We start from the raw sequence: 25,669 nt of genomic DNA on the forward strand, positions 1-25,669 counted from the left end.
GACGCCGGTGTGAAAATCCGGCCGTAGTCTCGCAGCCAGTTCACGCTCGGCGCGCGAACGCTGCGACTCGTTGGATGAACCTCTCGAAGAATACGGCCGGGTCGACGCTGACCCCGATCCGCGCGTTGGGAGGGTGCTTCCCCGACCGGTCGGCAACCGTCATGCCGCGCGTCGGAATATCCGCCAACACCACGTCCACCGTCGCCACCTGGGTCGTCACCAGCTGCGGGTCGAGTGCAATCGCGGCCGCCAGCGGATCGTGCAGATACGCCAGATATCCAAATCCGCGGTCCCGGTGGGACTCGAAGTAGAACCGCATCGCGTCCTGGATCACCCGGGTCAACGCGGACGGGCCGGCGGCGCAGGTCAGCCTGGCGAGGATGTCCGGTGTCATCGCAACCTTGCGGGTCAGGTTCAAGCTGCACACGATTGGAAGTCGTTGTTGCCCTGTCCAGGCCGCGAACACCTCGCTGGCGGCCTCCGGGTCCACCCTGATGTTCCAGTCGGCCCCGACATCGTTGCCGTCCGCGTCGAACATCCCGCCCATGATCACCAGCCGGCTCAGCATCGCCGGCAATGCGGGTTCGGCGCGCAGCGCTCGCGCCAGGTTGGTCAGCGGTCCGGTGACCAGTCCGGTCAGTTTTCCGCGATAGGCGTGTGCCATTCGCACCCAAGCCGCCGCGGCGTCATAGGTGGCCAGCTCCCGGTTGGTCGGGGGTAGCTCGGCATACCCTAAACCTTTGGGGCCGTGCGTGTTTGCCCGATGCGGCCACTGCCCGGTTAGTGGTTGGTCGGCGCCTCTTGCCACCGGTATGTCACCGGCCCGGCACAGTTCGAGCACACCGAGGTTGTTCGTGCACACTTGATCGACCGAGGTGTTTCCACCCGTCGATGCGATGCCCACCAGATCGGCGTCGGTGCTGGCCAACAGATATATCAACGCCAGCGCGTCGTCGATGCCGGTGTCGGCGTCGACGAACACGGGGTTCACCGCGGCAACGATACGCCGCGGCCGGGCCGGAATCGGGAGTCCGCTTACCAGTGCACGCCGGGTGCCAACCGAACGAGCCGTTTGACGGGTCTGGGGATCCGCATGCCCGTCACGGCTAGGGCCGGCCGCTTGGGGCGGCGCACCGGCCGGTGCTCCTGAGCGTCATTGAGCGGCGAGATTCCTCGTGCTGCAGCAGAATCCGGGTAGCCCAGATAGAGCTGATGCAGAATCCGCCGGGACAGTTTCGGTGCGACGTAGTTGCCGACTTCGGCGAGCGTGCCCAGCGGGGTATCGATTCGCGCCGGCTTCTCGACGAGTCCGCGCACCACCATGGCGGCCGCGTGCTCGGCACTGATCGCGGGCGTCGGGTTGAGCCGTCGCGACGGCACGATCATCGGGGTGGCTACCAGAGGCATGTGGATGTTGGTGAAGGTGACGTGGTCGGACAGCGTCTCGGAGGCGACCACGTCGGCGAACGCGTCCAGCGCCGCCTTGCTGGGCAGATACGAGCTGTACTTGGGGTTGCGAGCCTGCACCCCGGCGCTGGAAACGTTGACGACATGCCCGAAACGTCGTTCGCGCCAGTGTGGCAACAGCGCCAGCACCATCCGGACCGCGCCGAAATAGTTGACGGCCATCACCCGTTCGTAGTCGTGCAAGCGGTCGGTGGAGTTGACCACCGAGCGGCGAATCGACCGGCCGGCGTTGTTGACCAGGTAGTCGACATGTCCGAAGCGGCCCAGGATGTCTTTGACGGTGTGTTCGACGGAGGTGGAGTCGGTGATGTCGCAGGTGAAAGCGTAGGCCTGGCCGCCGCCCGCGCGGATCTCGGCGACCAGTTGGTCGAGCGCGTCGGCGTTGCGGGCCAACGCGAATACGCATCCGCCCCGTTGCGCGACCGCGAGCGCCGAAGCTCGCCCGATGCCGCTGGATGCCCCGGTGATGATGACGTGCCGGCCCACCAGCGGGCCCCTTGGATCGTCGCGGAGGGCACGGTCGGGGTCAAGGTGTTGGGCCCAATAGCGCCACAACTTGGGGGCGTAGCCGGCGAAGTCGGGCAGTCGCACACCGCTGCCGCGCAACGCTTTCTGCGTTTCGTCGCTGATGAAGGTGGGCTTGAGGTCCAAGACGTCGAAGATTTCGGAGGGAATCCCCAGCTGGGTGGCCGCCATGTTGCGCAGCACCTTCGCGCGGCCCCGTGCCTTGAGCACCGGGGTGACCACCGAGCCGGGGAGTACCCCCCGCGCCGGGGGCAGTCCGGCCTCCTTGGTCACTGCTTGGTAGATGCCGCGCAATCCCACCGATTGTGGTGCGGTCAGATGGAAGGTCCGCCCGTTCGGGAATGCCATGTTGTCCTCGTGGATCAGGGCGACGAGCGCATCCACCACGTAGTCGACCGGGACGATGTTGGTGCGTCCGGTGTCGGGCAACAGGATCGGGGTCAGTGACGGCAGCGCGGCCAGCCGGGCCAGTACGCCGAAGAAGTAGTACGGGCCGTCGATCTTGTCCATCTCGCCGGTGCGTGAGTCGCCGACCACGACCGCCGGGCGGTAGATGCGGTACCGCAGCCCGGTGCTGGAGCGCACCAGCAATTCGGCCTCGAACTTGGTCCGGTGGTACGGACTGGGCAGCTGCTGGCCGACGTCGAAGTCGGCCTCGGTGTACTCGCCGGCGAAGTCGCCGGCCACGGCGATCGACGACACGTGGTGCAATGTCGCGTCCAGTCGCCGGGTCAGCTCGATCACGGCGCGGGTTCCATCGACGTTGGCGGCCCGCTGTTGGTCCTCCCCGGCGGTGATGTCGTAGACCGCCGCGCAGTGCACGACATGGTCGATCTGCCCCAGTTCGGCGCTGATCTGCTCGGTCACCGGCAGCTCAGGTAACTCGCCGACCAAGGGTTTGACCCGATCGCCCCAGTCGGTGGCGAGGCGTTCGAAACGACTCAGCGATTGGCGCCGTACCAGGACCCACACCCGTGCGTCGGCGTCGCTCTGTAGCAGACGGGACACGACGCGGCGCCCAATAAACCCGGTACCGCCGGTAACGACATACCGCATGCAGCCATGGTGGCGGCCGCGGCCGCACCCGTCAACCGGTCAGCCGAAGTTACGGATGCCGTCCCAGTCCACCAGCTTCCAGCCGGTTGCCGGATTGCCGCTGATCACCACGCGGCCGATGTTCGGTAGGGGATGGGTGTTGAGCAGGTTGGTCTTGGGGTTTTTCACGTTCATCAGCGTCCACACCATGATCGCCGTGCCTTGGGAGAACACGACCGGCTTGTTGTGGCCGCCGTCGTAGATCTTGCGGATGGCGCCGGTGAATCGGCTGTTGAAATCGCTGCCCGAGGTTGACCCGGGGATGCTGGCTTCGACGTTGCCGTCGATCCAGCTGACCGGCGCCACCATGTAGGTGCGGTCGGCCATCGAATCGGGTTTGCCGTTGTACCAGCCGGCATCGATGGACTGCAGGCCCGGAACGATCTCGGCTTGCTTGCTCAACTCTCTGGCCAGGGGAGCGGCGGTCTGCTGGGCGGCCTCCATCGGCGATGTGTAGATGCTGTCGAATTCGCTGCGCCCAAACTGATGGGTCAGCTGCTGCGCTTGATCTTTACCGTCGGAGCTCAGTCCGGTTCCAGGCAACTCGGTAGCGATGATCCCCTCGGCGTCGGCCTGCGATTGTGCATTGCGAATGAAGGTCAGCGTGATGCTGCGGGCCTGGGGGCTTCCGCCGCCGCAGGCGCCGAGCAGCATTGCCGTGGCGAGTAGAGCTAGGACTTTGGAGGTGTTCCAGATCATGCTGCGCTTGGACATGGCGATAGCCTGCCCTGCCGACCGCACCGGTGGGAAGGGTTTGCGATGGTTGACTGCAGAAAAGGCTCGAATTTCCCAATCGAGAGGAGACCCGCATGGCGATCGATCCGGGTGCCGTTGGCGCGACGACCGAGCCGATGTCGTTCGAGTGGAAAGACCGGGAGACGCTGCTCTACGCACTGGGCGTCGGCGCGGGTATCGACGACTTGTCGTTCACCACTGAGAACAGCCACGACATCGCGCAGCAGGTGCTGCCAACCTACGCGGTGATCTGTTGCCCGGCATTCGGGGCGGCGGGCAAGATCGGCACGTTCAACCACGCCATGCTCTTGCACGGCTCCCAGGGCATCCGCCTGCATGCGCCCCTGCCCGCCGCGGGAAAGCTGTCGGTGGTCTCCGAGGTTGCCGACATCCAGGACAAGGGCGAGGGCAAGAACGCGGTCATCATGCTGCGCGGCCGTGGCACCGATCCAGAAACCGGAACCCTGATCGCCGAGACGTTCACCACGCTGGTCATTCGCCAGGCGGGCGGGTTCGGGGGAGTGCCGGGTGAGCGTCCGGCCGCACCGGAAATTCCCGATCGCGAGCCTGATGCCCGGGTTGTCCTGCCGACCCGGGAAGACCAGGCACTGATCTACCGGCTCTCCGGCGATCGTAATCCGCTGCACAGTGACCCCTGGTTCGCCAAGGAATTGGCTGGGTTCCCCAAGCCGATTCTGCACGGGCTGTGCACCTACGGCGTGGCGGGGCGGGCGCTGGTGGCCGAGCTGGGCGGCGGGGTGGCCGCCAACATCACCTCGATCGACGCGCGGTTCACCAAGCCGGTGTTTCCCGGCGAAACGCTGACCACGCTGATCTGGCGCACCGAGCCGGGCAAGGCGGCGTATCGCACCGTGGTGGCCGGCACCGATGGGTCCGACGCCCGGGTGGTGCTCGATGACGGTGCGGTGGAATACGTGCAGGGCTGAGTCGTCAGCCGTTTCACCCAAGCGTCGACAGCTGGCTCGCCAGCCGTCCGGTGAACTCGGCAACCCGAGCCGGACTCTCGAGCGCGAACAGTGCGGCGGTGGCGCGATCGCCATCTTCGTTGTGCCGCACCATGATCGCAACGCCATTGGGGCCTACCGTGTCGAACGCGTCCTCGTCGGTGATGTCGTCACCGAGATAGATCGGCACCAGGGGAGCGGCCCGCTGATCAGGCAGGTGATCGATTACCCAGCGCAGCGTCTTGCCCTTGTCCCAGTCGATGTCCGGGTGCAGTTCGATCACCTCGCGGCCGGTCGTCACCCGCAGCCCGTCGCGCTGGCCCGCGGCACGCACCACCGCAGCGATCTCGCCCACCCGGTCGCGGGCGGCATTGCGGTAGTGGGTGGCCACGCCGAACCGCTTGTGCTCCACCATCACCCCGGGGATGGACCCGAGCCGGTCGCGAAGCTGGGCGGCCGCCTGTTCGAGCACCGGTATCGCCGCCGCGGCGGCCTCGTTCTGGTGATGCGTTCCGTCCGGCGCGGTCAGCTCGAACCCATGACTGCCCGCATACCAGATTCCGGGCAGTCCCACGCGTTGGGATACGTCGGCGAGGTCGCGGCCGCTGAGTATCGCTACCGGACACTGCGCGGCCAACTGTTGCAGTGCCGCCACGGCGCCGGCCGTCGGCGTGGCCGCATCCGGATCGTCGACGATCTCGGACAACGTGCCATCGAAATCGAAGAAGACCGCGGGCCGCGGCACGGTCAGGCCGTCGGGTCGTCCGAGTGCCTGCAATGCGTCGGGAAGCTCGGACATGTGCCGGTCGCCGGCGCGCACCCGCACCTCGTCCAGATCGGCGAGGACGGTGTCGGCGCCGTGGTCAGGTAGCGCGTCGCGGTGCCCGGCCTGGTCCACCCCGATCACCAGCGCGAATCCGCTGTCGCGGGCGGCGGCTACGCTCGCCGCGTCTGCGGTGATGACCACGCAGCGGCCGGGCCGCGCGCCGACGCGGTCGGCCGATTCGGTCAGGGCCTGGATCGCGGCGTCGTGCCCGCCACCGCCGGAGGCAAAGGTGGCGGTGCCGACGCGGGCTTGCTGAAGTTGCCGGACCAGTGCTTGTGTCGAGTTCAATGCGGTGTCGAACAAGACGGCATCATGGCGGCGCGGGTCGATGGTGACCGACATGATCCCACCTTCTCATGGTGGGCAATGCCGTCTCTTACGGGTCGCTTCGGGTCAGCGTCGCACCCGGGCCGGCGACACCAACGTCCGCCCCGCCACCCCGCCGGGCCGGCTACGGTGCCTGCGCTTGCGGCGATCTTTGCCGAACAGCAGAACGGAGTCCTGGCTGAGTGCCACCAGCTGCGCCATCCCCCGTTCGATACCGGCGGCAAGCTGTCGCAGGTCGGTCGCGGCCTGGTAGTCGGCGGTGATACCGAATACCAGCTCGTCGTCGTAGCAGAGCACGGCAACTCCGGTGCTCAGCTGCAGAGCAGTCGGCGGGATCGGCAGCACCTGCTCCATCGGTTGTCCCATCAGCTGGAGCCGGTGGCGCGGCGCTGGTGCATCGGTTGCCAGCGTCACGACACTTCGCTGGGGGAGACGTACCAAGGTCTGAATAGCTTTGGTGCACAATGCAAGAGGCGTGTAATCGGCAAGACTGGCGGATTTTGTGCGGACCGCGGCCGGGGCCGGGTTCAGCTGGCTGTGCACGGTGCGCAGTCGGGTGATCGGGTCGTTCTGGTCGACCGGCAGGTAAGGCAGCAGGGCCGAGATCTGGTTGGCGGGTTTCTCCAGCGTGCGCAGTGAGTCGGCGCGGGGCTGTTCACCGCGGTGCAGCAGCATCGTCCGAAAGCCCTCGCTGATGGCTGCCAGCGCAACATCGTTGGCGGTTACCCCGAACTTGCGGCACACCCGGTCCACGTCGGCGAGCGCAAAGCGAACCGCGGTGTAGTGGCGCATGGTGATCGGCGAATCGGCCGACGACAACCACATCGTGGGCCAGCTGACGGCACGCGCGGCCGCCTTGACGATGTCTGTGGCCAGGGAGTCCGGCCAGCTGCGCGCGCCCGCATCTGAATCCGGAACCGGTTTAACGGCAACATGATTTGCGCCGGTGTGGTCGGCGTCGTCGCAGAGTCTGGTCAGGATCTGGACCGCCAAAATACCGTCAGCTGCTGTGGTGGAGCTTGAGCAGGATCGCCCACCGATTGTGCTCGAGGCCCTCGATTACCCAGCATTCCCAGAGCGGACGGTCCAAGTCGAGGGGGCGTTCCAGGGCGTGTGCGATGGCCCGAAACAGTTCCGCTTCGTCGCCCGGCCCGGGCAGCGCCGCCCGTTGGATGTGCGCGTCAAAATCGAATTCGGGTTGGTCGATCCATTGCGTCCGCAGCACCTGCGCGTGCCGGGGGATTCACCTAAGCCGCTGTGCCAGAGTCGTTTTGAGAAGTTCGAAGTCGGGAACGGCGCCGTTGATCACGGCGACTGCGCCGATTGCCAGGCTTGCGTCCCAGTCCGGTTCTTGGGCCCTGCGCAGGCCAGCGTCCAGTGTCGTCAATTGTGCTATCACAAGTCCCCACCCGTCAGTTTGTGAATCAGTACCAGTATCTGTCCCGATGCGTTGGGCGCGATAGGCCTGCCAGGTTAAGAACGTGTTTTTCAGTTAAAGATGTGTTTAACAGCGGTGATATGTCTCACTTTTATGCTGAGCGATCGCTCGCTCCGACCCCCCTCGGCATTCGAACATATTTTCGATAAGCTGTGGGTGTGGGCTGGGGCAATGGCCCGCCGAGTTGGGCGGAAATGGAGCGGGTGCTGGATGGCAAGCCGCGTCATGCCGGCGTGCCGGATGCGGCCGGCCCCACGGCCGAGGCCGGGTGGGACGGTCCGTTGTCGCGCAAGCGCGAGACGTATGCGCCCAAGCCGGACGCCAACCGGGTCGACTCGTCCATCGCATACGCCGAGTTGCATGCGCATTCGGCGTACAGCTTTCTCGATGGCGCCAGCACGCCGGAAGAGTTGGTCGAGGAAGCTGCCCGCCTGGATCTGCGCGCCCTGGCGCTGACCGATCACAACGGCCTGTACGGGGCGGTGCGGTTCGCCGAAGCGGCCAGCGGGCTCGGCGTGCGCACCGTGTTCGGTGCCGAGCTGTCGCTGGGGCCGGAGGCCCGCACCGAGCAGCCGGATCCGCCCGGACCGCATCTACTGGTGCTGGCCCGAGGTCCGGAAGGCTATCGGCGGCTGTCACGGCAACTGGCCGCGGCGCATCTGGCCGGCGGTGAGAAGGGCAAGCCACGCTACGACTTCGACTCGCTGACCGAGGCCGCGGGCGGGCACTGGCACATCCTGACCGGATGCCGGAAAGGTCATGTGCGCCAGGCCCTTCGTCAAGGTGGGCCGGATGCGGCGGAGCGGGCGCTGGCCGATCTGGTGGACCGGTTCACGGCCGGCCGGGTCAGCGTCGAGCTAACCCACCACGGTCACCCGCTCGACGACGAGAACAACGCGATGCTGGCCGGGCTGGCGCCCCGCTTTGGTGTTGGCGTCGTTGCCACGACCGGGGCGCATTTCGCCCATCCGGCGCGCAGCCGGCTGGCCATGGCGATGGGGGCCATCCGGGCCCGCCAGTCCCTGGACTCCGCGGCCGGGTGGCTGGCGCCGCTGGGCGGGTCGCATCTGCGCTCCGGCGCGGAAATGGCCCGGCTGTTCGCGCAGCGGCCCGACGTGGTGACCGCCGCCGCCGAACTCGGCGAGCAGTGCGCGTTCGGGCTGGCGCTCATCGCGCCGCGGCTGCCGCCGTTCGATGTGCCCGACGGGCACACCGAGGACAGTTGGTTGCGGTCGTTGGTCATGTCGGGTGCCCGCGAGCGCTACGGTTCGACCGAGCGGTCGCCGCGGGCCAGGAAAGCTTACGCCCAGATCGAGCATGAGCTGAAAGTCATTGCACAACTGAGCTTCCCGGGCTATTTCCTGGTAGTACACGACATCACCCAGTTTTGCCGACGTAACGACATTCTGTGCCAGGGCAGGGGATCGGCGGCCAACTCCGCGGTCTGTTATGCCCTCGGTGTCACCGCTGTGGATCCGATAGCCAACGAGCTCCTGTTCGAACGCTTCTTGTCACCCGAGCGCGACGGACCGCCCGACATCGATATCGACATCGAGTCGGATCAGCGGGAAAAGGTCATTCAGTACGTCTACAACAAATATGGCCGGGACTATGCCGCTCAAGTCGCCAACGTCATCACCTACCGGGGGCGCAGCGCGGTGCGCGATATGGCTCGCGCGCTGGGCTTCTCGCAGGGCCAGCAGGATGCCTGGAGTAAACAGATCGGCCACTGGAACGCGACGCCCGACGATGTCGAGGGCATTCCCGAGCAGGTGATCGATCTGGCAGCCCAGATTCGGAATCTGCCACGGCATATGGGTATTCATTCCGGTGGCATGGTGATCTGCGACCGCCCGATCGCCGACGTGTGCCCGGTGGAATGGGCGCGCATGGCCGATCGCATTGTTTTGCAGTGGGATAAAGACGACTGCGCGGCAATCGGGTTGGTGAAGTTCGACCTGCTCGGGCTGGGCATGCTCTCGGCTCTGCATTACGCGAGAGACCTGGTGGCCGAGCACAAAGGTATCGAAGTGGATCTGGCCCGGCTGGACCTTTCCGAACCGGCGGTGTACGAGATGCTGGCCCGTGCCGATTCCGTCGGTGTGTTCCAGGTGGAGTCACGGGCTCAGATGGCCACGTTGCCCAGACTCAAGCCCCGAGTGTTCTATGACCTGGTGGTAGAGGTCGCGCTGATCCGGCCCGGGCCCATTCAGGGCGGGTCAGTACACCCCTACATCCGGCGGCGCAACGGTATCGACCCGGTCGTCTACGAGCACCCGTCCATGGAATCGGCGTTGCGTAAGACGCTGGGAGTGCCGCTTTTCCAAGAACAGCTGATGCAGTTGGCCGTCGATTGCGCGGGCTTCTCCGCCGCCGAGGCCGACCAGCTGCGGCGTGCCATCGGATCCAAGTGCTCGACCGAGCGCATGCGCCGACTGCGCGGCCGGTTCTACGACGGTATGCGCGCGCTGCATGGCGCCCCGGACGAGGTGATCGATCGGATCTACGAAAAGCTGGAGGCGTTCGCGAATTTCGGTTTCCCCGAAAGCCATGCACTGTCCTTCGCGTCGCTGGTGTTCTATTCGTCGTGGTTCAAGTTGCACCACCCCGCGGCGTTCTGCGCCGCGTTACTGCGGGCTCAGCCGATGGGCTTCTATTCACCACAGTCGCTGGTGGCCGACGCCCGCCGGCACGGTGTATTGGTGCACGGGCCCGATGTCAATGCGAGCCTGGCACACGCCACTCTGGAGAATGCCGGAATGCAGGTCCGCCTCGGTCTGGGAGCCGTCCGCCATATCGGAGATGACCTCGCCGAAAGTCTGGTCGCGGAACGAAACGACAACGGGCCGTTCGCTTCCCTGCTGAATCTGACATCGCGAGTGCAGCTCAGCGTGCCGCAGACCGAAGCGCTGGCGACGGCTGGAGCGCTGGGCTGTTTCGGGATGTCGCGGCGGGAGGCGCTGTGGGCGGCCGGGGCCGCGGCCACCCAACGGCCGGACCGGTTGCCCGGGGTGGGCTCGTCATCGCACATCCCGACGCTGCCGGGAATGAGTGAGCTGGAGTTGGCCGCCTCCGACGTGTGGGCCACCGGCATCTCCCCGGACAGCTACCCGACCCAGTTTCTGCGAGCAGACCTGGACGCCTTGGGGGTGTTGGCCGCAGCTGCGCTGCTCTCGGTGCCCGACGGGGAGCGGGTGCTGATCGCCGGCGCGGTGACCCATCGACAGCGACCCGCGACGGCCCAGGGGGTGACGTTCATCAACCTGGAAGACGAGACCGGGATGGTCAATGTGCTCTGTACGCCGGGGGTGTGGATGCGGCATCGCAAACTGGCGAATACGGCGCCCGCACTGCTCATCCGTGGTCAGGTGCAAAACGCCAGTGGCGCAGTCACCGTCGTGGCGGAGCGGATGGGGCGCATCAGCCTGGCGGTCGGCTCGCGTTCCCGTGACTTCCGCTAGTGCGCCCGAACGTGCGCAGAATGCCCGCCAAAGCGGCGTGTCGTTGTGCAGACCCGCACCTTGGCGAGTCGAACCTCAGCCCGTCGGCGTCGTCCACACTCGGGTCGGGGTGATCTTGAGTCGGGTGCTGTAGGAAGCCATCGCTTCGGTCAGACCGAACTTCGCGGCATCGTCGCGGTACTTGGCCCAGTACGGCTCGTCTTCGCGGCAGTCGACATCGGTGGCTGCCACGTCAGCCGTCCCGCCGACCACGATGATGCCCCCGCCGTTGCCGTCGGAATAGAGATTCAGGCTGACGTGGGGGCGCTGCAGGATATGGGCGACCTTGGCCGCCTTGGGCATCGAGTACACCGTGAGGTCGGCTCCGTCGAAGTAGAACCAGATCAGTCGCGGCACTGGCTGTCCAGATTTGGCGACGGTGGTCAGCCGCCCGTAGTGGTCGGAGGCCAGCCTGCCAGAAACCTCTTGAGTCAGTTCGATACCCATGAAGCTGAATATAGGGGGGTAATCTCCGCGACATGACCCTCAACCTGTCCGTCGACGAAGTCCTGACCACGACCCGCTCGGTCCGCAAGCGACTCGATTTCGACAAGCCGGTGTCGCGCGAAGTGTTGATGGAATGCCTCGATCTGGCGCTGCAGGCGCCCACCGGTTCCAACTCGCAGGGTTGGCAGTGGGTGTTTGTCGAAAATGCGGACAAGAAGAAGGCGATCGCCGACGTCTACCTGGCCCGGGCCCGCAGCTACCTGAGCATGCCGGCACCCGAGTACGCCGAGGGTGACACTCGGGGTGAGCGGATGGGCAAGGTCAGGGATTCCGCGACCTACCTCGCCGAGCACATGCATGAGGCGCCGGTCCTGATGATCCCGTGCATCCAGGGCCGGGAAGACAAATCGCCGTTGGGCGGAGTGTCCTTCTGGGCCTCGCTGTTTCCGGCGGTCTGGAGCTTTTGTCTGGCGCTACGGTCCCGCGAATTGGGCTCATGCTGGACAACACTGCATCTGCTGGCCGACGGTGAGCGGCAGGTAGCCGACGTCCTTGGCATCCCCTACGACGACTACAGCCAGGGCGGGCTGTTCCCGATCGCCTACACCAAAGGCACCGACTTCCGCCCGGCCAAGCGGCTGCCCGCCGACCGCCTGACGCACTGGAACAGCTGGTAGTCGGCGCCGCGTCAGCCCGGGTTGCCGTCGGCGCCGCGGGCGCCGTCGAAGGCGGGGCCCCCGAGGCCGTCGGCACCGCGGTTGCCATCAGACCCTTGACCGCCACCGGTGCCCGGATCGCCGCCCGCGCCGAAGGCGCCATGCAGACCGCCGTCACCGCCGGTACCGCCGTCACCGACGGTTCCGGTGACGCCCTGTGCGCCGCTCAGTAGCCCGCCGCGGCCACCGCTGGCTCCCTGGCCGCCGTTGCCGCCGTCGCCACCCGTGCCGCCATGACCGGCATCGCCGCCCGCCCCGCCATCGCCACCGAATGCCGCTACCGCGCTCGTGGCGTTGCCGCTATGGGCGCCGGCGACGCCGGAACCCCCCGCGCCACCGGTGCCGCCCATGCCGCCGACACCGCCCTGTCCGCCAGCACCGCCGTCGCCGATCAACCATCCGCCGTCGCCGCCGGCGCCACCGTCACCGCCGGCTCCGCCATGCCCACCGGTGCCGCCGGCACCGCCATCACCGCCGGTGCCGCCGTGGGCCCCGTACAAGGTGGAGGCCGCGCTGTCGTTGTTGGAGCCGGTAAAGCCGGCGGCTCCGCCGTCGCCACCGATGGCACCGTTACCGCCGGCATCACCGGCACCGCCGGCGCCACCGGCGCCACCGGCACCGCCGGCGCCACCGGCACCACCGTTGCCGATCAGCCAGCCGCCGCGTCCTCCCGCGCCACCAGAACCGCCCCCGCTGCCGGCTAGGCCGTCCGTACCGGTGCCGCCGGTGCCGCCGGTGCCGCCGTTGCCTCCGTTGCCCCCGATGGCGACACCGTTGTAGGAGGCGGCGACGCCGGCGACACCACTGGTGCCACCGTCGGCACCGCCCTGGCCGCCTTGCGCGCCGTTGCCGCCGTCACTGGCGGTCGCGGTAAGGCTGGTGACGGGTTGGGAGGCGGAGCCGCCGGCCCCGCCATTTCCACCGGTGACACCGGCTCCGCCGGGAGTGCCGTCGGTGCCCGGGGTCGCGGAGACGGTGTTGGTGGCGGCGTCGTAGATGTTGCTGTCGCCGTCGGCGCCGTTGAGGGCCGTGTCATGGGTGGGGGTGGGGTTGACGCCGCTGTTGCCGGCTAGGCCGCTGCCGCCGTGTCCACCGGCGCCGCCGTTGCCCCATAGTCCGGCGGCGCCGCCGGCGCCGCCGTTGCCTCCGGTGCCGCCGGCGACCAGGGCGTTGCCTCCGGTGCCGCCGTCACCGCCGCTTCCGTAGAGCCAGCCGCCGTTGCCGCGGTTCCCCCGGCCGCGCCGGCACCGCCGTTGCCGCCGGCCCCGCCGTTGCCGATCAGTCCGGCGTTGCCGCCGTTGCCGCCGGCGGCTCCGGCGGTGGCGCCGTTGTTGAAGCCGGCACACCGCCGTTGCCGTAGAGCAGGCCGCCGGCGCCGCCGTTGGGGTTGGTGGCGGTGCCGGCGGCGCCGTCACCGATCAGGGGGCGGCCGAGCAAGGTTTGGGTGGGCGCGTTGATCAGGCCCAGGGCGTTTTGTTCCACGGTCTGCAGGGGTGAGGCGTTGGTTGCCTCGGCGCCGGTGTAGGCGCTCGCGCCGGCGGTGAGCGCTTGGGCGAATTGGTCGTGAAAGGCCATCAGCTGGTTGGCGAGCCGTTGATAGGCCTGGCCGTGGCCGGAGAACAGGGATGCCACCGCCGTCGATATCTCGTCGGTGCCGGCGGCCAGCAGGTTGGTGGTGGGAACCGTTGCGGCCGCATTTGCCGCGCTCAGCGCCCGGCCGATGTTTGCTACGTCAGCCGCCGCAGCCGATACCGCCTCGGGGAATACCGCTATTGACGACATTGCTGTCCTTTCGGGACGTCACATCCGGAGCCGGAAATTTCCCGCACGGTAAGGCGGTTGGGGGCACCCGATTGCCCTTACGGGATTTCTGCAGCTGATTGGCAGAAAACTCACAGGTCGGCGGATGGCGGAGCGTCGAAGTCCGGCCGGTTGCAGCCCGGTCTGCCTCGTGACGTGCCGCTAGAGCGCTCCCGGGTAGCCGTGCTGCCGCCACGCCTCATACACCGCGACGGCCGCGGCGTTGGCCAAATTCAGCGAGCGCCGGCCCGCCAGCATGGGGATACGCACCTGTTGGGTGATATGCGCGTCGGCCAGCGTCGCCGCGTCCAGGCCGGTGGGCTCGGGCCCGAACATCAGCACATCGCCGGGCCGGAAGTCGACGTCGGAGAACGTGACGCTGGCCCCGGCGGTGAAGGCGAACACCCTCGCCGGTAGCAGTGCGTCCCACGCCTGCGTGAGGGAGCCGTGGACGGTGACTGAGGCCAAGTCGTGATAGTCGAGCCCGGCTCGCCGGAGTTTGGGCTCGGACAGATCGAAGCCCAGCGGTTCTACCAAATGCAGCTCACAGCCGGTCGCGGCCGCGGTCCGGATGGCGTTGCCCGTGTTGGGGGCGATGCGAGGCGAGTAGAACAGCAGCTTGAACACAACACGCCATCCTTCCGCTAAGCCGGCCGCCCACGCCCAGCGCTCGCACCCGGGCGATAATGCTCGCATGGTCGAGCAGAGCATCTGGATGCAGAAGGTTGCTGCCGATCCCGGACATTCGCGCTGGTATATCGAGCGGTTCCGGGCCATGGCCCGCGCGGGCGAAGACCTGGTCGGCGAGGCACGCCTGGTGGACTCGATCGCGCCGCGCGGTGCCCACATTCTTGACGCGGGCTGCGGCCCCGGCCGGTTGGGTCGTCATCTGGCCGCGGCCGGTCACCGGGTGGTCGGCGTGGACGTCGATCCGGCGCTCATCGAAGCGGCCGAGCAGGATTATCCCGGCCCGCAGTGGCTCGTCGGCGACCTCGCCGAGCTTGACTTGCCCGCGCGCGGCATTGCCGAGCCGTTCGACGTAATCGTCTCCGCCGGCAACGTGATGACATTCCTGGCCCCGAGCACCCGGGCTCGAGTGCTCGGCCGGCTACGTGCGCACCTGTGCAGCGACGGCCGAGCGGTGATCGGCTTCGGCGCGGGCCGCGACTACGCGTTCGCCGACTTCCTCGACGACGCGCAAGCCGCCGGGTTGGTGCCCGATCTGCTGCTATCCACCTGGGATCTGCGACCGTTCACCGATGACTGCGACTTCCTGGTCGCGCTGCTTCGCCCGGCCTAGGCTCCGGCGGCCCGCGGGCCTGTTGCGGCCGAGGTTATCTGCTCGGTAACAATTATGGAGACCACGGCTCTGGGCTGTCATACTCGTCGAATTGCCAGGCGTTGCTTGGCGCCCAGCTGTTCGGGCGGGCGAAATTAAGCGGGAAGTTTGCATGGTTCTCTGGTTTGTGCGAGCAGGACACATCGGGGCTGCGGCCGGTAGCACGGCCGTAATCCCATGACAATGTTTGCCCGCCCGACCACACCGGTCGAGGCGGCCCCCGGCGCACCCGTTGCCAGCGGCGCCGAATCTGCTCCACCCAAACGCCCGCCCGCCTGGTCGTTGGGCAACTGGCCGGTGGGGTGGAAGGTCGTCGCCATCGCGGTGGTGCCGCTGCTGCTGGCGATGGTGTTGGGTGGATTGCGGATCCATGGCGGGATGGCCAACTCCAGCGGTCTGCGGCTGGCGGATGCTCGTGCCGACGTCATACCGGCCATCACCAAGTACATGTCGGCACTCGATGTCGCGTTGCTGGCCAGTTCCACCGGACGCGATGTCGAGGGACCCAAGAAGAACTTCGCGGCCCGCAAAAACGAGCTACAGACCAGGTTGGCGAACACCAACGTGCTCAGCGACGTTCGCTCCGGGGTCAACTCCGTGCTGAACGGCGGGCAGGCGCTGCTGGACCAGACGCTGGCCAACACCAGCAGTTTGCGCGATCGCGTCACGGCCTATGTGCCGCTGCTGCTGACGGCAGAGGACGCCATCAACGCCTCGGTACGCGTCGACAACGAGCAGATCCGGGCCGAAGTTCAGGGTTTGAGCAGGGCCGTTGGCGCCCGCGGGCAGATGACCCTGCAAGAAATCCTGGTGACTCGCGGCGCTGAAGCTCCCGAGGCGCAGTTGCGCAACTCGATGATCACCCTCGCCGGCACCGAACCTTCGACGCTGTTCGGAATGACCGAGGTGCTCGGCGTCGGTTCACCGGACGCCAAGACCCTGCACCAGCAGATGGTGAGCCGGATGGCGATCATCTCGGATCCGGACAGCGTGCTGGCGGGTAACCCCCAGCTGCTGCAGTCGATCCAGATCACCCGCGGGATCGCCGAGCAGGTCATCAACGACGCCACCGAGTCGGTCACCAAGGCGGTGCAGGCCAGGGCCAGCGCTCGGCGTGACGCCGCGATTCGCGACACCGTGTTGGTGTTGGGCGCCATCCTGGTCGCGGTGGTCGTGGTGCTCCTGGTGGCGCGTGCGTTGGTCCGGCCGCTGCGCCAGCTGCGCGACGGTGCGTTGAAGGTCGCTCACACCGACCTCGAGGGTGAGATCGCGAAGGTGCGGGAGGGCGCCGAGCCGATTCCGGAGCCACTGCCGGTCTACACCACCGAGGAGATCGGTCAGGTCGCGCACGCGGTCGATGAGCTGCACGCCCAGGTCTTGGTGCTGGCGGGGGACGAGGCGCGACTGCGATCGCTAGTCAACGACATGTTCGAGACCATGTCGCGGCGCAGCCGGTCCCTGGTGGATCAGCAGTTGTCGCTCATCGACGGGCTGGAGCGCAACGAGGAGGATCCCGACCGCCTCGACACCCTGTTCCGGCTGGATCACCTGGCCGCTCGGCTGCGTCGCAACAGTGCGAACCTGCTGGTGCTGGCGGGTGCGCAGATTTCGCGTGACCACCGTGAGCCGGTGCCGCTGTTGACAGTGATCAGCGCCGCCGTCTCCGAGGTCGAGGACTACCGGCGCGTCGAAACCGGGGGAGTGGCCGACTGCACGGTGATCGGTGCCGCGGCGGGTGCCGTGATTCATCTTCTCGCCGAGTTGATCGACAACGCGCTGAACTATTCGCCGCCGACCGCGCCGGTTCGAGTATCGGCGGTGCGTGGCAGTGAGGGAGGGGTCCTGCTGCGGATCGCGGACTCCGGGCTGGGCATGACCGAGTCGGATCGGCGCATGGCCAACATGCGACTGCACTCCGGTGGCGAGGTGACTCCCGCCAACGCTCGACACATGGGCCTTTTTGTGGTGGGCCGGTTGGCTGCGCGGCACGGGATTCGGGTGGGGTTGCGCGGCCCGTCAACCGGGGAGGCCGGCGGCGGCACCACTGCCGAGGTCTACCTGCCGCGGACCGTCTTGGTGGACGGCCAGCGGCCGGGATCCGCGGCCGGTCAGCCGCCGCAGCGGAGCGCGTTTGTGGTCAGACCTCCGAGTTCGGAGCCTGCCCCCGCGCCGGATGCCGCCGGGTCCGCGCCCACCGGCGACAGCACCGCCGTCCCACCGCTTCCCCCGGTCAGTTTGCTGCCGCGGCGCAATCCCGGATCTAGTGGCATTGCCGACGTCCCCGGCCAGCAGCCCGAACAACAGCAGCCGCCACGGCGCCGCCGTGAGCTGAAGACACCCTGGTGGGAAACCGCGCAACCCGCGGGGCGACCGGAACAAGCGGCGCCGCAACAATCCGACACCGCCGCATTTTTTGCCAGGCGATCGCCGGCCGCCGGCGCGGGGCCCGATGAACCGGCACCTTCGGTCAAACCCGGGCCGCAGTCGGCACCGGCCGACCCCGTCCGCGACGACTCGATCTACCAAAAAATGTTGTCCGAGATGACCAGTGATCCGCATGAGCTGGCCAATAGCGCCGACCTGGATTGGCGGTCGGTATGGGACCGCGGCTGGTCGGCGGCCGCCGAGGCCCAGGAAACACCGGTGCAGTCCCGGACGGATCACGGCCTGCCGGTGCGTACCCCGGGTGCTCGGCTGGTGCCGGGTGCCGCCGACTCCGACGAGCCCACTCAGGACGAGGCGGATCGGCCGCCGGCGTCCGACCGCGGACTACCACCCGATCAGCCCGCCCAGCACACGGCCGCCATGCGTGACCCCAATGCGGTTCGGGCATCCATGAGCAGTCATTTCGGCGGTGTGCACACTGGACGGGCACATGCCCATAGAGCCAGTCAGGAACCGGATCAACAATGAACACCCGTTTGTCGGACAGCCCGCTGGACTGGCTGGTGTCCAAGTTCGCCCGTGAGGTTCCCGGGGTGGCACACGCCTTGTTGGTGTCGGTCGACGGTCTTCCCGTCGCCGCCAGCGAGTACTTGCCGCGCGAGCGCGCCGACCAGCTGGCCGCGGTGGCTTCCGGGCTGTCCAGCCTGGCCAGCGGCGCCGCCCAGCTGTTCGAGGGCGGACAGGTGCTGCAATCGGTGGTCGAGATGCAGAACGGCTTTCTGTTGCTGATGCGCGTCGGTGACGGCTCGCATCTGGCGGCGCTGGCGGTGACCGGATGCGACATCGGCCAGATCGGATACGAAATGGCGCTGCTGGCCGAGCGGGTCGGCAGCGTCGTGCAGTCCTCCCGCCGCGCGAGGCCCGCGCCGCAATGGACAGACGCGACCCGCCGCTAGCCGCGCCGGAAGCCGCGCGGGAGGCCAGCCTGGTCCGCCCGTACGCGCTGACGGCCGGCCGTACCGGAACCGACATCGACCTTCCGTTGGAAGCGCCGGTGCAGACATCGCGCGCGGGTCTGGCGCGCCGGTGGCAACCCAGCGACGTGCGGGGCAGGATTGTCCAGTTGTGCCTCACCAGTCCTTCGGTGGCGGAAATCTCCGCCCGTCTGGATCTGCCAGTGGGTGTCGCGCGAGTCTTGGTGGGTGATTTGGTCACCTCCAATTACCTTCGGGTGCATGCGACCTTGACCGAGCGTTCGACCCGCGATGAGCGCCACGAACTCATAGGAAGGACCCTGCGTGGCCTTAAAGCACTCTGAGGCGCACTCTGCGGCGCGCGGCACCGCATCGACGAAGATCGTCGTTGCGGGCGGATTCGGGTCCGGCAAGACCACGTTCGTCGGCGCGGTTTCGGAGATCATGCCGCTGCGCACCGAGGCGATGGTTACCGATGCGTCGGTCGGTGTCGACATGCTCGAGGCCACCCCGGACAAACGGACCACGACAGTCGCCATGGACTTCGGCCGCATCACCCTGGGCGAGGACCTGGTGCTCTACCTGTTCGGGACCCCGGGCCAGCGCCGGTTCTGGTTCATGTGGGACGACCTGGTGCGCGGCGCTATCGGCGCGATTGTCCTGGTCGACTGTCGTCGGCTGCAGGACAGCTTCGCCGCAGTGGACTTCTTCGAGCACCGCAACCTGCCATTCCTGATTGCGATCAACGAATTCGACGGTGCGCAAAAGTATCCCGTTGCCGAGGTGCGCAAAGCGCTGATGTTGCGGGCCGAGGTACCGGTGATCACCGTCGACGCCCGCGACCGCAGGTCAGCCACCGACGCGCTGATCGCGCTGAGCGAATACGCATTGGCCAGCCTGACAGCAGCAGGCGGCCAGCGTCCTTGAAACCGCAAGTGGAGCATTGGGTCGACTGCGAATTCACCGGCCGGGACTTTCGCGACGAGGATCTGAGCCGGCTGCGCACCGAACGAGTTGTGTTCAGCGAATGCAACTTCGGCGGAGTCAATCTCACCGAATCCGAACACCGAGGGTCAGCGTTTCGCAACTGCAGCTTTGAGCGCACCACGCTGTGGCACAGCACATTTGCCCAATGCAGCATGCTGGGCTCGGTGTTCGTCAGCTGCCGGATGCGGCCGTTGGTTCTCGACGAGGTCGACTTCACCCTGGCGGTGCTCGGCGGTAACGACCTGCGGGGCGTCGATTTGAGTGGCTGCCGGTTGCGCGAGGCCAGCCTGGTCGAGACCGACTTGCGCAAGAGTGTGCTGCGCGGCGCCGACCTACGTGGGGCACGCACCAACGGCACCAAGCTCGACGACGCGGATCTGCGCGGTGCGAACCTGGACCCGTCGTTGTGGCGAAGCGCCTCGTTGGCGGGTGCGCGTATCGACGTGCCGCAAGCGTTGTCCTTCGCCTTGGCGCACGGCCTTCGCCTGGACTCGTGACCTCACCGGACGGCCCGGGGCCGTCCTTGGGGCGAGCGCACGAAACGCAATGGGTGCGAGTCGCCACTGCCGGACACCGGTTCATCTCAATTTTGAGACGTGCTCCGGCCGCCCGGATGTGAAACATGGTTGTCCGCAGCGAAAGTCTGACCATTACGAGGACGCGGAGACCGTGGCGCAACGTGCGGGATCCTCAAGTTCTTTCACATCGCTTGACAGTGTCAATCCTGGTGCGGTTAACTCCATACGCATGGGGATTGGGGTCGTTGCAGGTTTGTTCGGGAGCTGCTGGAATGCATTCTCCCGTAGTGTCTTTGGGCTTTACCACCGGGTGTTGGCGTGGGCGATTCACGATGGCGGTTTCGCCCCGGTGTGGATACGGGGCCCCGCGCACCACTGATCCGAATCGCGGCACCCGCAATTCGACTCAACGGGGCGTCCTGATGTGTTGCCCACCCTACGGGCACTGCCCGCTCGCCTGGCCTAGCCGGAAACGCCGCCAGACATTTCGCCGGAATCGGTTGTCGCCCAGACCCGATCGGCTCCGGCGCGGTGGTTCGGAAATCTCGTGATCTCGAGCGTAGAGCCGCTCGAAGGTAGTGCTGGCGGCGCCACACTCCAACCGCAGAGAAATGAGCAGATATGTCGAGACCGACAGCCAAAGATCGGACGGCCGCCGAGGCCGTCATGTGCGCCATACAGGCCAACCCGGCCACCGACGCGGTGCGCTTTTTGCCCCGAGGTGAGGGGCCCGGCACGGTGATCAGCTACGAAGGGCTGCACGCGCGCGCCGCCCATCTGGCGGCGGTGCTGCAGGCGCGGGGGGCGCAAGGCGAGCGGGTGATCCTGGCCAGTCGCGACAACATCGAGATGACAGCGGGGCTGGTCGCCTGCCTGTACAGCGGCGCGGTAGCGGTGCCGGTGCCGGTTCCGAATATGAACAAGTCGGGGCCGGCATTGCTGCGACTGCAGGCCATTGCGCGAGATGCACAGGCGCGCGTCTTCTTGACCGACCTGCCGTCGGTGGACTCTCAATCAAACGTGCGCACTCTGCCCGACGGGCTTTCGGAGCTGACCTGGCTGAACACCGACGACGCCAGCGCCGACCGGGCCGACTGGCAACCCCCGCGGTATGCGCCCGAGAGCGCGGCGCTGCTGCAGTACACCTCTGGCTCGACCGGGCAGCCCAAAGGGGTGATGCTCACCCAGGCCAACTTGCTGTCCAATGCCCACCAGATCGAGCGGCATTGGGAACAAGACCAAAATGAGTTGCTTGTCTCCTGGCTCCCTCAGTATCACGACTTTGGGCTGATCTTCATGGCGCTACAAGCGCTCTATCTGGGGGCCACGTTGGTTTCGATGCCCCCCTCCGCCTTTGTGCAGGACCCGCTGCGTTGGCTTCGCTGCCTCACCCAGTACCGCGGTACCAACAGCGGCGCGCCCAACTTCGCCTTCGATCTCTGCGTGGAGCAAAGCACGCCGGCTCAGCGCGAGGGGCTGGACCTGCGTAGCGTCAAGGCGTTGAACTGCGGCGCTGAGCCGGTGCGGGCGGAGACGATGCGCCGTTTCCTGGCCGCGTTTGCCCCGTTCGGGCTGCGGCCGGATGCCCTTCGGCCCGGTTACGGTCTGGCCGAAGCCACGGTGTTCGTGACCGGCTGGCGCGGGCCCGCAGTCAAGACGTTGACGCTGGACCAGCGCCAGCTCAACGAGGGCCGGGTCGTGGAATGTGACGTTGCCGCAACGCCTTTGACGGAGGTCGTTTGCTGCGGTCCGGCGGGCCCCGAAGTGGAGCTGGCCATTGTCTCGACGCAGACCCAACAGCCATGCGCTGCCGACGAAGTGGGCGAGATCTGGGTGCGGGGGCCCAATATCAGCCGGGGCTACTTCAACGGTGCCGGCGCAAGCCAAGACTGCTTCGGCAACGTCGCGGGCCAAGGACAGTACTTGCGTACGGGCGACCTGGGTTTTGTGCAAGATGGCGACCTGTACGTGACGGGTCGGCTGAAGGACCTGGTGATCGTGCGCGGAGTCAACCACTACCCGCAAGACATCGAATTCTCGGTCGAGCAATCCCACCCCGCGATCCGGCCCGGATACTGCGCCGCCTTCACGCTGGAGGTCGATGGTGAAGAGCGACTGGGCGTCGCCGCGGAAATCGCGGCAGACGATCCGGCGCAAGACACCCTGGAAAGTGCGATGGACTCGATTCTTCAGGCCATTATCGGCCACCACGAGGTGGTGCCCTACCGGCTGGTTCTCTTGGCCCGCGGCGCCATTCCCAAGACCTCCAGTGGCAAGATCCAGCGGCAACTGTGCAAACAGCTGCTGTTGATCGATCAGCTGCCGATTCTCGGCGACCGTGTCAGTACCGCGACGATATCGCCGACGCCGCAGCAACCTGATGGTGGCGCGCGATCGCCAAAGTATCGCGCGATGGAGCAGTACCTCCTCGAGCTGTTGAATCTGAGTCCCGAAGAACTGGAGAGCGGCAACAATCTAGCCGCCTATGGTTTTGATTCCATCGATGGCGCAGCTTTGGCTAAGAAAATCAAGGCTGACTGGGACATTGAAGTCCCGATGGAAATATTGCCGCTCCTGACCATCAGAGATCTCGTGGATACGCTCGCCAACTAGTCAATTAGAAATCACACATCTTCTCCAGGAGGAATCGATGGCGCAGATCCGCCACCAAGATCCCTACGATGTCGTCGATGAAATACTCACGGATGCGAAAAATCGCGGTGTCATGTACTTTGTCACCGACACCGACGTTCCCATCGAGAGGCATCTCGAAATTGGTGTACGCAAATTACTGAACTTTGGCACCTGCAGCTACATGAGCCTGGGGCAGGATCCGAGGTTAAAGGAGGCGGGGTTCGCCTTCTTGGATCGCTATGGCCTGCAGTTCTCGGTATCACGCGGCTATTTGTCTGCGGGTATCAATGAGGTTTTAGAGCACGACCTGAGCAAAATCTATGACGACAAACCCGTCCTGGTCTATTGTTCCACCTCCGCCTGTCATATCTCCATCTTGCCGACGCTTCTTACGGCCAACGATGCGATAATCCTCGATCAAAGCGTCCACTTCAGTGTGCAGCACGCGGCGAATATTGCGCGAGCTAAAGGCGTTCCGGTCGAGATGATTCGGCATAGCAATCTCGACATGCTCGAGGACAAGCTGAAGGAATTTGGCAACAAGCGCCGCCAAATCTGGTACCTGATCGACGGCGTCTATTCCATGTACGGTGATGTCGCGCCCATGCTGAAACTTCATGAATTGATGCATGAGTACGAACAGCTGCATCTCTACATCGATGATGCGCACGGGATGAGTTGGTATGGCACCCATGGGTCCGGACGTGTTTATGGTGACTTCGGCATGCACCCGCGCACCATCGTTGTCTCCACTCTGGCCAAGGGTTTCGGCTGTACCCGGGGGATTTGCGGTCTTCCCCAATGCCGAGGCACAACGTAAGGTGCGGATGTTCGGGGGGCCGTTCAGCTACTCACACCCGTTGTCACCACCGGTGACAGGGGCCGCGATCGCCTGTGCCCGCATTCATCTCAGCGGCGAAATCTACGATATGCAGCGGGCGTTGGCGGACAATATCAGCCGCTGCAGTGCGCTGCTCCAGGAATACGACCTTCCGATTCTCTCCGATACACATACGCCGATTAATTTTGTCTGTGTCGGTACCCCGAAGCTGGGCATTAATGTGGTCAAGCGGATGCTCGATGATGGCTACTACTGCAACCTCAGTACATTTCCCGTGGTTCCGGTCAAGAACACCGGACTGAGATTCACCATCCAGCGGCAGCTGGAGCCCGATGACATTGAGCAGTTTGTTGCGGCGGTCGCACGGAATTTTCGGGCCGGTTTGAAGGACGAGTGCGTGAGCGAAGCGGACGTTCGGCGACAATTCGGTCTGGAGCCGCCGACGCACAAGATCAATGGGGCATCCCATGCCCATTCGACGCGCGAAACTACGCATCGACTGGACCATGCCACGAGCATCCGAGAAATTGATGCTGACGAATGGAACAGCCTGCTCGCCAGTGCGGGCATTTTTGACGCCGCCGGTTGCCTGGCATTGGAGCAGACGTTTGGTGGCCGAACACGGCCAGAAGAACGCTGGGACTTCGACTACTTTATTGTGCGGGACGGTTCGGGGCGGCCGTTATTGGCGACGTTCTTTACCACCTCGGTGTATAAGGATGATATTTTCGCCCAGGCCTCGATCTCGGCCCAGGGCTCCGGCGTTGTTGATTAGCAGGCTTGTGAGCTGGGTTGATGATCTTTGGTGCCGCGCTATTGGGGCCGGAGTGTAGGCACGGGCTATCTGGAGAACGATCGAGTTGGTTACTGTTCGTCGTTGGTCTGGAGTTGCCCGTGCCTACCGTTTCAGTATTGCCTGTGTCGTCGGTTCCAGAGGTGTTCGACTGCTGGAGTCCTGGTGAGCGCAGCGAGCTCATCGGATCGGAGTTTCTCGATGTGTTGGCCTCGGTGCCAGACCCGAGGGGCCCACGCGGTCGGAGGTATTCGCTGGTGGCTTTGTTGGCGATCGCGGTTCTGGCCACTGCCGCGGGGATGCGCGGCTATGCTGGTTTTGCCGCATGGGCGGCCACCGCTCCCGATGATGTGTTGGCCCAATTAGGGGTCCGGTTCCGGCGGCCCAGTGAGAAGACCTTCCGCGCTGTTTTGTCTCGGCTAGACCCCGCCGACCTCAACGCCAGGATGGGCAGTTACTTCACTGCACACGTGGCCAGCAGCGACCCCAGTGGATTGGTGCCGATCGCGTTGGACGGCAAGATGCTGCGTGGTGCTTTACGCGCCAAAGCGACAGCCACGCATCTCGTGTCGGTGTTCGCCCACCGTGCCCGATTGGTGCTCGGTCAACTCGCTGTCGCCGAGAAAAGCAATGAAATTCCCTGCGTACGTGCCCTGCTCACGCTGCTGCCGGGTAGCTTGCGGTGGCTGGTCACCGTGGATGCGATGCATACCCAGGTCGTCACCGCGAAGTTGATCTGCGCCACCTTGAAGTCGCACTACCTGATGATCGTCAAGTCCAACCAAGCCAAAATACTTGCGCGTATCACCGCGCTGCCCTGGGCCGAGGTGCCCACAGCCGCTACCGACGACTCCCGCGGCCACGGCCGTGTCGAGACCCGCACCCTGCAAATCATCACCGCTGCACGAGGAATCGGCTTCCCCTACGCAAAACAAATCATCCGGATCACTCGTGAACGCTTGATCACCGCCACCGACCAGCGCAGCGTGGAGGTGGTCTATGCCATCTGCAGCCTGCCGTTCGAGCACGCCCGCCCTACCGCGATCATGACCTGGATGCGTCAACACTGGGGAATCGAGAACAGCCTGCACTGGATACGCGACGTCACCTTCGACGAAGACCGTCAAAGGGCACATACCGGAAACGGCGCACAGGTCCTAGCAACGCTACGCAACACCGCGATCAATCTGCACCGCCTCAACGGCGCCGACAACATCGCCGAAGCCTGCCGGATCACCGCTTTGACCGCCAACCGCCGCCTAGACCTCCTCAATCCACAATTCCCCAGCTCACAAGCCCGCTAATCAACAACGCCGGAGCCCTGGATCTCGGCCCAGATCGAGGAGAAGCGGAAACA

19 protein-coding genes and 2 pseudogenes are annotated in these 25,669 nt (G+C 65.9%); 13 read left to right on the top strand and 8 right to left on the bottom strand.

Annotated features, from left to right (window positions below):
- Positions 1-40 precede the first annotated feature (40 nt).
- Genes MPSD_RS06435 through MPSD_RS06445 form a run of 3 tightly spaced genes read right to left on the bottom strand, consistent with a single transcriptional unit; the run spans position 41 to position 3,801 of the window.
- Positions 41-991 (bottom strand): nucleoside hydrolase, encoded by a 951-nt coding sequence (locus MPSD_RS06435; protein ID WP_015354755.1) that lies wholly within the window; start codon positions 989-991, stop codon positions 41-43.
- Between the two features lie 44 nt (positions 992-1,035).
- Entirely contained in the window at positions 1,036-3,048 is a 2,013-nt protein-coding gene (locus MPSD_RS06440) for an SDR family oxidoreductase (protein WP_020788485.1), read from the bottom strand.
- A gap of 39 nt (positions 3,049-3,087) precedes the next feature.
- On the bottom strand, positions 3,088-3,801 hold the full coding sequence (locus MPSD_RS06445; protein ID WP_020788484.1) for a histidine phosphatase family protein: 714 nt from the start codon (positions 3,799-3,801) through the stop codon (positions 3,088-3,090).
- A gap of 95 nt (positions 3,802-3,896) precedes the next feature.
- On the opposite strand from MPSD_RS06445, the gene MPSD_RS06450 reads away from it, so the two are divergent.
- On the top strand, positions 3,897-4,769 hold the full coding sequence (locus tag MPSD_RS06450) for a MaoC/PaaZ C-terminal domain-containing protein (RefSeq protein ID WP_020788483.1): 873 nt from the start codon (positions 3,897-3,899) through the stop codon (positions 4,767-4,769).
- A gap of 13 nt (positions 4,770-4,782) precedes the next feature.
- On the opposite strand, the gene otsB is transcribed toward MPSD_RS06450, so the two are convergent.
- A complete protein-coding gene (gene otsB, locus MPSD_RS06455) occupies positions 4,783-5,955 on the bottom strand; it encodes a trehalose-phosphatase (RefSeq protein WP_020788482.1) in 1,173 nt (390 codons plus the stop codon).
- 51 nt (positions 5,956-6,006) lie between these two features.
- Positions 6,007-7,336, bottom strand: a pseudogene (locus tag MPSD_RS06460) (wax ester/triacylglycerol synthase domain-containing protein).
- 200 nt (positions 7,337-7,536) lie between these two features.
- Between MPSD_RS06460 and MPSD_RS06465 the strand changes: the two are divergent.
- Positions 7,537-10,839, top strand: coding sequence for an error-prone DNA polymerase (locus MPSD_RS06465; RefSeq protein WP_179953029.1), 3,303 nt, complete (start codon positions 7,537-7,539; stop codon positions 10,837-10,839).
- Between the two features lie 75 nt (positions 10,840-10,914).
- On the opposite strand, the gene MPSD_RS06470 is transcribed toward MPSD_RS06465, so the two are convergent.
- Positions 10,915-11,325, bottom strand: a complete 411-nt coding sequence (locus tag MPSD_RS06470) for a TIGR03667 family PPOX class F420-dependent oxidoreductase (protein ID WP_020788478.1) — start codon at positions 11,323-11,325, stop codon at positions 10,915-10,917.
- A gap of 32 nt (positions 11,326-11,357) precedes the next feature.
- On the opposite strand from MPSD_RS06470, the gene MPSD_RS06475 reads away from it, so the two are divergent.
- A complete protein-coding gene (locus MPSD_RS06475; protein ID WP_020788477.1) occupies positions 11,358-12,002 on the top strand; it encodes a nitroreductase family protein in 645 nt (214 codons plus the stop codon).
- A gap of 11 nt (positions 12,003-12,013) precedes the next feature.
- Here the strand turns inward: MPSD_RS06475 and MPSD_RS06480 are convergent.
- Both MPSD_RS06480 and MPSD_RS06485 read right to left on the bottom strand, forming a co-directional pair.
- Positions 12,014-13,823: pseudogene (locus MPSD_RS06480) on the bottom strand (PE family protein).
- 180 nt (positions 13,824-14,003) lie between these two features.
- A complete protein-coding gene (locus MPSD_RS06485) occupies positions 14,004-14,468 on the bottom strand; it encodes a tRNA (cytidine(34)-2'-O)-methyltransferase (RefSeq protein WP_012393046.1) in 465 nt (154 codons plus the stop codon).
- Between the two features lie 67 nt (positions 14,469-14,535).
- Here MPSD_RS06485 and MPSD_RS06490 point away from each other — a divergent pair, with 67 nt between their 5' ends.
- The 10 genes from MPSD_RS06490 (at position 14,536) to MPSD_RS06535 (ending at position 25,616) form a co-directional block, all read left to right on the top strand.
- Positions 14,536-15,141, top strand: a complete 606-nt coding sequence (locus MPSD_RS06490) for a class I SAM-dependent methyltransferase (protein ID WP_011740750.1) — start codon at positions 14,536-14,538, stop codon at positions 15,139-15,141.
- A 216-nt stretch (positions 15,142-15,357) separates the two neighbouring features.
- Positions 15,358-18,093 (top strand): ATP-binding protein, encoded by a 2,736-nt coding sequence (locus MPSD_RS06495; RefSeq protein ID WP_174714224.1) that lies wholly within the window; start codon positions 15,358-15,360, stop codon positions 18,091-18,093.
- Positions 18,090-18,521, top strand: coding sequence for a serine protease inhibitor (locus MPSD_RS06500; protein WP_011740748.1), 432 nt, complete (start codon positions 18,090-18,092; stop codon positions 18,519-18,521). The genes MPSD_RS06495 and MPSD_RS06500 overlap by 4 nt, the downstream gene beginning before the upstream one ends.
- Complete coding sequence (locus tag MPSD_RS06505; RefSeq protein WP_036426872.1) at positions 18,497-18,883, top strand: DUF742 domain-containing protein; 387 nt, start codon at positions 18,497-18,499, stop codon at positions 18,881-18,883. Before MPSD_RS06500 ends, MPSD_RS06505 begins: the two co-directional genes overlap by 25 nt.
- Positions 18,864-19,466, top strand: a complete 603-nt coding sequence (locus MPSD_RS06510; protein WP_015354765.1) for a GTP-binding protein — start codon at positions 18,864-18,866, stop codon at positions 19,464-19,466. Before MPSD_RS06505 ends, MPSD_RS06510 begins: the two co-directional genes overlap by 20 nt.
- A gap of 8 nt (positions 19,467-19,474) precedes the next feature.
- Positions 19,475-20,023, top strand: coding sequence for a pentapeptide repeat-containing protein (locus MPSD_RS06515; protein ID WP_020727342.1), 549 nt, complete (start codon positions 19,475-19,477; stop codon positions 20,021-20,023).
- A 759-nt stretch (positions 20,024-20,782) separates the two neighbouring features.
- Positions 20,783-22,657, top strand: a complete 1,875-nt coding sequence (locus MPSD_RS06520; RefSeq protein WP_232022767.1) for an AMP-binding protein — start codon at positions 20,783-20,785, stop codon at positions 22,655-22,657.
- 37 nt (positions 22,658-22,694) lie between these two features.
- The gene (locus tag MPSD_RS28960; RefSeq protein ID WP_232022768.1) at positions 22,695-23,498 is read left to right on the top strand and encodes an aminotransferase class I/II-fold pyridoxal phosphate-dependent enzyme; all 804 of its coding nucleotides are present in this window, start codon (positions 22,695-22,697) and stop codon (positions 23,496-23,498) included.
- 7 nt (positions 23,499-23,505) lie between these two features.
- Positions 23,506-24,294 (top strand): PLP-dependent aminotransferase family protein, encoded by a 789-nt coding sequence (locus MPSD_RS28965; protein ID WP_232022769.1) that lies wholly within the window; start codon positions 23,506-23,508, stop codon positions 24,292-24,294.
- A gap of 119 nt (positions 24,295-24,413) precedes the next feature.
- Positions 24,414-25,616, top strand: coding sequence for an ISAs1-like element IS2404/ISMul1 family transposase (locus tag MPSD_RS06535; protein WP_420811877.1), 1,203 nt, complete (start codon positions 24,414-24,416; stop codon positions 25,614-25,616).
- The last annotated feature ends 53 nt before the right edge of the window (positions 25,617-25,669 follow it).

The organism is Mycobacterium pseudoshottsii JCM 15466 (assembly GCF_003584745.1).
Taxonomy (GTDB): Bacteria; Actinomycetota; Actinomycetes; order Mycobacteriales; family Mycobacteriaceae; genus Mycobacterium; species Mycobacterium marinum.

Excerpts from the sequence above, each read along its gene's own strand:
- MPSD_RS06440 (WP_020788485.1), bottom strand. The coding sequence starts at position 3,048 with ATGCGGTATGTCGTTACCGGCGGTACCGGGTTTATTGGGCGCCGCGTC.
- MPSD_RS06445 (WP_020788484.1), bottom strand. The coding sequence starts at position 3,801 with ATGTCCAAGCGCAGCATGATCTGGAACACCTCCAAAGTCCTAGCTCTA.
- MPSD_RS06450 (WP_020788483.1), top strand. The coding sequence starts at position 3,897 with ATGGCGATCGATCCGGGTGCCGTTGGCGCGACGACCGAGCCGATGTCG.
- otsB (WP_020788482.1), bottom strand. The coding sequence starts at position 5,955 with ATGTCGGTCACCATCGACCCGCGCCGCCATGATGCCGTCTTGTTCGAC.
- MPSD_RS06470 (WP_020788478.1), bottom strand. The coding sequence starts at position 11,325 with ATGGGTATCGAACTGACTCAAGAGGTTTCTGGCAGGCTGGCCTCCGAC.
- MPSD_RS06475 (WP_020788477.1), top strand. The coding sequence starts at position 11,358 with ATGACCCTCAACCTGTCCGTCGACGAAGTCCTGACCACGACCCGCTCG.
- MPSD_RS06490 (WP_011740750.1), top strand. The coding sequence starts at position 14,536 with ATGGTCGAGCAGAGCATCTGGATGCAGAAGGTTGCTGCCGATCCCGGA.
- MPSD_RS06495 (WP_174714224.1), top strand. The coding sequence starts at position 15,358 with ATGACAATGTTTGCCCGCCCGACCACACCGGTCGAGGCGGCCCCCGGC.
- MPSD_RS06500 (WP_011740748.1), top strand. The coding sequence starts at position 18,090 with ATGAACACCCGTTTGTCGGACAGCCCGCTGGACTGGCTGGTGTCCAAG.
- MPSD_RS06505 (WP_036426872.1), top strand. The coding sequence starts at position 18,497 with ATGGACAGACGCGACCCGCCGCTAGCCGCGCCGGAAGCCGCGCGGGAG.
- MPSD_RS28960 (WP_232022768.1), top strand. The coding sequence starts at position 22,695 with ATGGCGCAGATCCGCCACCAAGATCCCTACGATGTCGTCGATGAAATA.
- MPSD_RS28965 (WP_232022769.1), top strand. The coding sequence starts at position 23,506 with ATGTTCGGGGGGCCGTTCAGCTACTCACACCCGTTGTCACCACCGGTG.